This window comes from Methylobacter sp., from assembly GCF_036845245.1.
In the GTDB taxonomy this organism is placed as follows: domain Bacteria; phylum Pseudomonadota; class Gammaproteobacteria; order Methylococcales; family Methylomonadaceae; genus Methylobacter_A.
Genome location: NZ_DAIUEH010000104.1, coordinates 1 through 5666, shown reverse-complemented (window position 1 = coordinate 5666; position 5666 = coordinate 1). Strand labels below are relative to the sequence as shown.

Annotated in this window: 5 protein-coding genes; all 5 read left to right on the top strand. The window is 46.8% G+C overall.

Features of this window, described 5'->3' with window-relative positions; all coding sequences use genetic code 11:
* Positions 1–246 precede the first annotated feature (246 nt).
* The 5 genes from mrcB to V7051_RS24210 all read left to right on the top strand — a co-directional run bounded on the left by mrcB (position 247) and on the right by V7051_RS24210 (position 5250).
* Positions 247–2604, top strand: coding sequence for a penicillin-binding protein 1B (mrcB, locus tag V7051_RS24230; protein WP_333879322.1), 2358 nt, complete (start codon positions 247–249; stop codon positions 2602–2604).
* Between the two features lie 13 nt (positions 2605–2617).
* On the top strand, positions 2618–3244 hold the full coding sequence (gene lolA / locus V7051_RS24225) for an outer membrane lipoprotein chaperone LolA (protein WP_333879321.1): 627 nt from the start codon (positions 2618–2620) through the stop codon (positions 3242–3244).
* A gap of 23 nt (positions 3245–3267) precedes the next feature.
* Positions 3268–4572 carry a replication-associated recombination protein A gene (locus V7051_RS24220; RefSeq protein WP_333879320.1) on the top strand — a complete coding sequence of 435 codons (1305 nt, stop codon included), beginning with the start codon at positions 3268–3270 and terminating at the stop codon, positions 4570–4572.
* Positions 4573–4688: 116 nt separating this feature from the next.
* Positions 4689–4859, top strand: a complete 171-nt coding sequence (locus V7051_RS24215) for a type II toxin-antitoxin system Phd/YefM family antitoxin (protein ID WP_333879319.1) — start codon at positions 4689–4691, stop codon at positions 4857–4859.
* 100 nt (positions 4860–4959) lie between these two features.
* Positions 4960–5250 (top strand): PIN domain-containing protein, encoded by a 291-nt coding sequence (locus V7051_RS24210; protein WP_333879318.1) that lies wholly within the window; start codon positions 4960–4962, stop codon positions 5248–5250.
* Positions 5251–5666: the final 416 nt, after the last annotated feature.

Genomic DNA, 5666 nt, shown 5'->3' with positions numbered 1-5666 from the left:
TTGCTCCTTGAGTTCAAGATAGTTTATACCAGTTAAATATGGGACTAAACAACTACTAGGTTCTGTTGACGTTTCATTTCAGCCATAAAAGTACCGAGGAAAAGCGGATTCTGATCCATCTTTCCTCATCAAACCGTGCATGAAGTTTTCTCAAACACGGTATTGCGAGAATTTGCGCAGTCGTAACCCAACCTATGACTATGTATAATAGCCAACATTGAATTTAAGATTATGTTGTAAGAGGTTATGGCAGAAAAATCCAAAAAAAGCGGATCAGGCAGATACGATAGTAAAAAAACGGTATCCAAAAAACCAACTCAAAGATCAACGTCCCATTGGTTGAGAAACACAGTACTGATTTCTATATTTGCGTTTGCGTTTGCGTTATTGAGCTATCTGGGCTACCTGGATTACAACGTTCGCACCCAATTTGAAGGCAAACGCTGGGCTATTCCCGCACGGGTTTATGCCAGTCCTGTAGAGCTTTATGCAGGTTATAACCTGACTTCCACAAAGTTTGAAGAGCTATTGCAAACGCTGCATTATCGGCTGGATGCCCATTTGTCTTCGGAAGGCACCTATTTTAAGAACGGTTCGCAGGTCAGCGTAAAAACTCGTGAGTTTACCTTTTGGGATCAAGCCCAGCCCAGCAGCGTTATCCGGGTAAATTTTACTGCGTCAGGTATCGGCAACATCGTTGATATGACGGAGACCAAAGACCTGGCCATTGTGCGCCTGGATCCCGTGCAAATCGGCAGTTTATATCCCACCATAAAAGAAGACCGGATTTTAATTAAGCTGGAAGAAGCGCCGGATGCGCTTATCAAAGGATTACTGGCCTCGGAAGACCGGGATTATTATCAGCATCTCGGCATTTCATTTAAAGGCATCGCCAGGGCAATGTGGATGAATGTGCTTGCCGGACATATGGTGCAAGGCGGCAGCACGATCACCCAGCAGTTGGTTAAGAATTTTTATCTGACCTCTGAACGCAGCTTGACGCGTAAAGTAAAAGAAGCCTTGATGGCCCTTATTTTAGAATACCGTTACAACAAGGATGAGATTCTTGAGGCGTATTTAAATGAAATATATTTGGGGCAGGATGGCGCCAGTGCTGTGCATGGCTTTGGCCTGGCCAGTGAATTTTATTTCGGCAGTTCTTTAAAAGATCTGCCATTGGAACATATCGCTTCGCTGATTGCGTTGGTTCGCGGGCCGTCCGAGTATGATCCAAGGCGTTATCCCGACCGTTCGTTGCAACGACGTAACCTGGTGCTGGAAGAGATGGAAGCCGAAAGCTATATCACTAAAGAGCAGGCGGCAGTCGCAAGAGCGAAGCCTTTAAATGTGATTGCCAATACCCATCGATCAACCAATCGCTATCCCGGCTTTCTCGATCTGGTCAAGCGGCAATTAAAGCAAGATTACAAGGAAGAAGATCTAACGTCGCAAGGATTGAAGATTTTTACCACCTTGGATACCCGGGTTCAGGATACGCTGGAGGATACCTTGTCCAAGAAGCTGGATCAGTTGGAGAAACTGCCTAAAGCTAATGATCTTGAAGCGGCAGCCGTAGTGACGCGCAGGGACAGCGGCGAAATAGCTGCGCTGATGAGCGGCCGTGAAGTATCCAGCACCGGGTTTAATCGCGCTTTGGATGCGGTCAGGCCGATTGGTTCGTTAATAAAACCGGTCGTATATTTGACGGCGCTGGAATATCCGAACAAGTACACTATTACCACGCCGGTCAGTGATACGGCTATTTTTGTTAAAGGGGCGGGAGGCAATGACTGGAGCCCTAAAAACTATGATCATCAAGAACACGGCATCGTCGGTCTTCATACCGCATTAGCGCATTCTTACAACCTGGCTACCGTTCGGATAGGAATGGATATCGGGGTGGCCAGGGTTGCTAAAACATTAAGGAGCATGGGCATTACCCGGCCGGTTGATTTGTTTCCGTCGTTCCTGCTCGGGGCCGCGCAATTAACGCCGATGGAAGTTACCCAGATCTATCAAACCTTGGCCGGCGATGGCTTTGCCACGCCGTTAAAAGGCATTAGGGCAGTCGTTGCCGCCGACGGCTCGCGCTTACAAAGTTATCCGTTTACGGTAAGACAGGTGCTTGATCCATCAGTGACTTATATCGTCAACACCATATTGCAGGAAGTCATGCATGAAGGCACCGGACGCTCGGCGTACCAGTCCTTCCCGTGGAATTACGGTTTGGTCGGTAAAACCGGTACCACCAATGATGCAAAAGACAGCTGGTTTGCCGGTTACACCGGTGATTATTTGTCAGTGGTATGGATAGGTCGCGACGATAACAAACCGGCCGGATTGACCGGTGCAACCGGCGCCTTGCAGGTTTGGACCTCATTAATGAAGCAGATTTCAACTCAACCGGTGACCCTGATTCCACCGGACAATATCAAGATGGCTTGGGTCGATCCGGCTAACGGCTTATTGGCGAATGAAAATTGCTCGGGAGCAAAAGAGTATCCGTTTGTTGCCGGCTCTGCACCGGAAGAATCTTCACCATGCGTCGATTCACCCATTAATCGCGTTGAAACGTTGATCAATGGATTGTTACCGAATAATTAGAAAGGTGGTATTTATGAAAAAAATTACAATTTTCGCTGGATTGATGGCAATGCTGCTTTTTAATACCTTGGGCTATGCAGAAGACAAGCCCGTTAAGCAGTTGAAAGCGTTTTTAAAGAACACAAAATCACTCACCGCTGACTTTAAGCAGGTATTGATTAATGAAGCGGGCAATCCCACTCAAACCAGTTACGGTATTTTTTACCTGCAACGGCCGGGCAAGTTTCGCTGGGATTATTTAAAGCCATTTCAACAACAAATCATTTCAACATCAGGCAAAGTCTGGTTTTACGATACCGACCTGGAACAGGTTACCGTCAAAAAGCTGGATGAATCCGTGGGTTCAACGCCGGCATTATTGTTAAGCGGCGAAATATCATTGGACGACAACTTCACAATGGAACAGCAGGGCGTCGACGGTAACTTGATGTGGATAAAGTTATTGCCTAAAAATCAGGAAAGCAGTTTTAAATATGTGCTGATCGGTTTAAATAACGATTCATTGGGCGGTATGGAGTTGAGTGATAATTTCGGCCAGCTCACGCGCATTTATTTTTCCAATGTTATTTTGAATCCGCCGTTGAAACAGACCTTATTTGAGTTTGTTGCGCCTAAAGGTGTCGATGTTTTTTCCGATTGATTACCACGTTTTGAGCCGCCGGTGTGTTTGATGATTTAACCAAACCCCTGGCCGACAGGATGCGGCCAACAGAGTTAGCCGATTATGTCGGACAGCAACATATCCTGAAACCCGGCAAGCCGCTGTATGAAGCGATTGTCTCGGGGCGCTTGCATTCGATGATTTTCTGGGGACCGCCCGGCACCGGTAAAACCACATTGGCGCGGCTCATTGCCCAACATTCCGATGCCGAGTTTATGCCGATTTCAGCCGTATTATCCGGCGTAAAGGAAATAAGAGCGGCGGTTGGCGAGGCAAAAAAAATTCAGTTGGAACGGCATCGGCGCACTATTTTATTCGTCGATGAGGTGCATCGCTTCAACAAGTCGCAACAGGATGCTTTCCTGCCGCATGTCGAAGATGGCACAGTCTATTTTGTCGGCGCGACTACCGAAAATCCGTCTTTTGCGCTGAACAATGCGTTACTGTCGCGGGCGCGGGTTTATGTACTTAACGCGTTAACGGCTGATGATTTGTTGGCGGTGATCAATAAAGCCCTGACCGATAAGGTCAAAGGTTTGGGCAATTTGGCTATCGAAATGGCCGACGATATAAAACAGCAATTCGCCCAGGGCGCTGACGGCGATGCCCGAAGACTGCTCAACCTGCTGGAAATTGCCGTAGAGCTCGCCGCCGCCAAAGGCGGAAAAACGGTTAATGAAGCCATTGCCAAAGAAGTGCTGTCGGGCGGCGTGCGGCGCTTTGATAACCAAGGTGAAGAATTTTATAACCAGATTTCGGCGCTGCATAAATCCGTGCGCGGCAGTTCGCCCGATGCTTCGCTGTACTGGCTGTGCCGGATGATGGATGGCGGTTGCGACTTGTCCTATCTAGCCCGGCGCATCGTCAGGATGGCCTCCGAAGATATTGGCAATGCCGATCCGAGAGCCTTGCAGATTTGTATTAACGCTTGGGAAGCCCAGGAGCGCTTAGGCAGTCCGGAAGGCGAACTGGCCTTGGCGCAAGCCGTCGTTTATCTGGCCTGTGCGCCGAAAAGCAATGCGGTTTACATGGCTTACAACACGGCAATGGCCGATGCCAGACAAAGCGGCAGCCTGGGTGTGCCGGTACACTTAAGAAATGCGCCGACCAAGCTGATGAAATCGCTCGATTACGGTAAAGAATATCGCTATGCCCATGATGAACCGGAAGCTTATGCTGCTGGGGAGAATTATTTTCCCGATGAATTGGCGGGCAGGCAGTATTACCAGCCGGTGGATAGGGGCCTGGAAATTAAGATCAAAGAAAAGTTAAAGCACTTGAAAGAGTTGGATAAGGGCGCAATTTAAGTGAATGACTATTCGGCAACTGGAAAATAATTGGGTTTCATTGGTTTATGTCACTTCATTGAAAAACGTTCATAGACAAGTCATAATGACCAAAAGGTAATTACGAGGAATAACATATGACAACTACACTAGTATCCGTAGCAGAAGCCAAATCACATATTTCAGAACTCATAGCCAAGAACCAGTATTCTCATGAGAGATTTATTATAACTAGGCGCGATAAACCTGTTGCCGCATTGGTTAGTCTTGATGATCTTAATATTTTGGAACAATACGAAGAAAAATAAGGCTTAGCTGCAATCGCAGGAAAATGGCAAGGCTTTGATGAAGTAACGGATGCGATGGGCGATATAGAAACTTTGCGTGCTAATGGTGGAAAAGGGCGCGATGTTTCTCTTTGATACGGATACGATTACCAATATTGTAAAACCGCGGCCCTCACAAAATCTGTTAGCCAAGTTAGAACACGTATCGAAAAACCAGCAGTATATCTCTACGATCACTATTTCCGAGATTGTCTATGGCGCAGAAAAAAGCCAACGACCTGAATATCACTTAAACAATCTGGAAACCATTTTATTGCCGGCGGTAAATATAGTCGGCTTTGATGCAAAAGCCGCTTATGTTTGTGGCCGGATTCGCGCAGAACTTGAGAAACGCGGTACACCCTCGATTTAGCCGATCTTGAAATTGCATCTATTGCGATTGCAAATAACTTGACCTTAATTACCAATAACGTACGACATTTTGAACGTGTGCCATTGCTTAAATATGAGAGCTGGCTGTAAGGAATAGACCTTCTTTTATGGGGAGTTATGGGAAGGCTGGGGCATGTGGCTTTGTTCGAAACGTTAGCAGCCATATTGGCTGTTCTGCCGCCAGTAAAATGCATCGGCAAGATTTTTTAGAATGGTTGCAAGGCCTGTTGTGCAGCACTAAATGGTGCTGGAATTAACGATATTGAAACTCGTAAATGTCAGGCATAAACAGCATGCCCAATCTACCACGCTTTCACAAGAGAATATTATGAGTTGAATTTAAATGTGAATTAAGAGCTAACGCGTAAATAATTCCAAAAAAACATGGCGGCGGCC

What these genes read in the sequence shown, in the direction of transcription:
- mrcB (WP_333879322.1), top strand. Translation starts at nt 247, where the DNA reads ATGGCAGAAAAATCCAAAAAAAGCGGATCAGGCAGATACGATAGTAAA.
- lolA (WP_333879321.1), top strand. Translation starts at nt 2,618, where the DNA reads ATGAAAAAAATTACAATTTTCGCTGGATTGATGGCAATGCTGCTTTTT.
- V7051_RS24215 (WP_333879319.1), top strand. Translation starts at nt 4,689, where the DNA reads ATGACAACTACACTAGTATCCGTAGCAGAAGCCAAATCACATATTTCA.
- V7051_RS24210 (WP_333879318.1), top strand. Translation starts at nt 4,960, where the DNA reads ATGTTTCTCTTTGATACGGATACGATTACCAATATTGTAAAACCGCGG.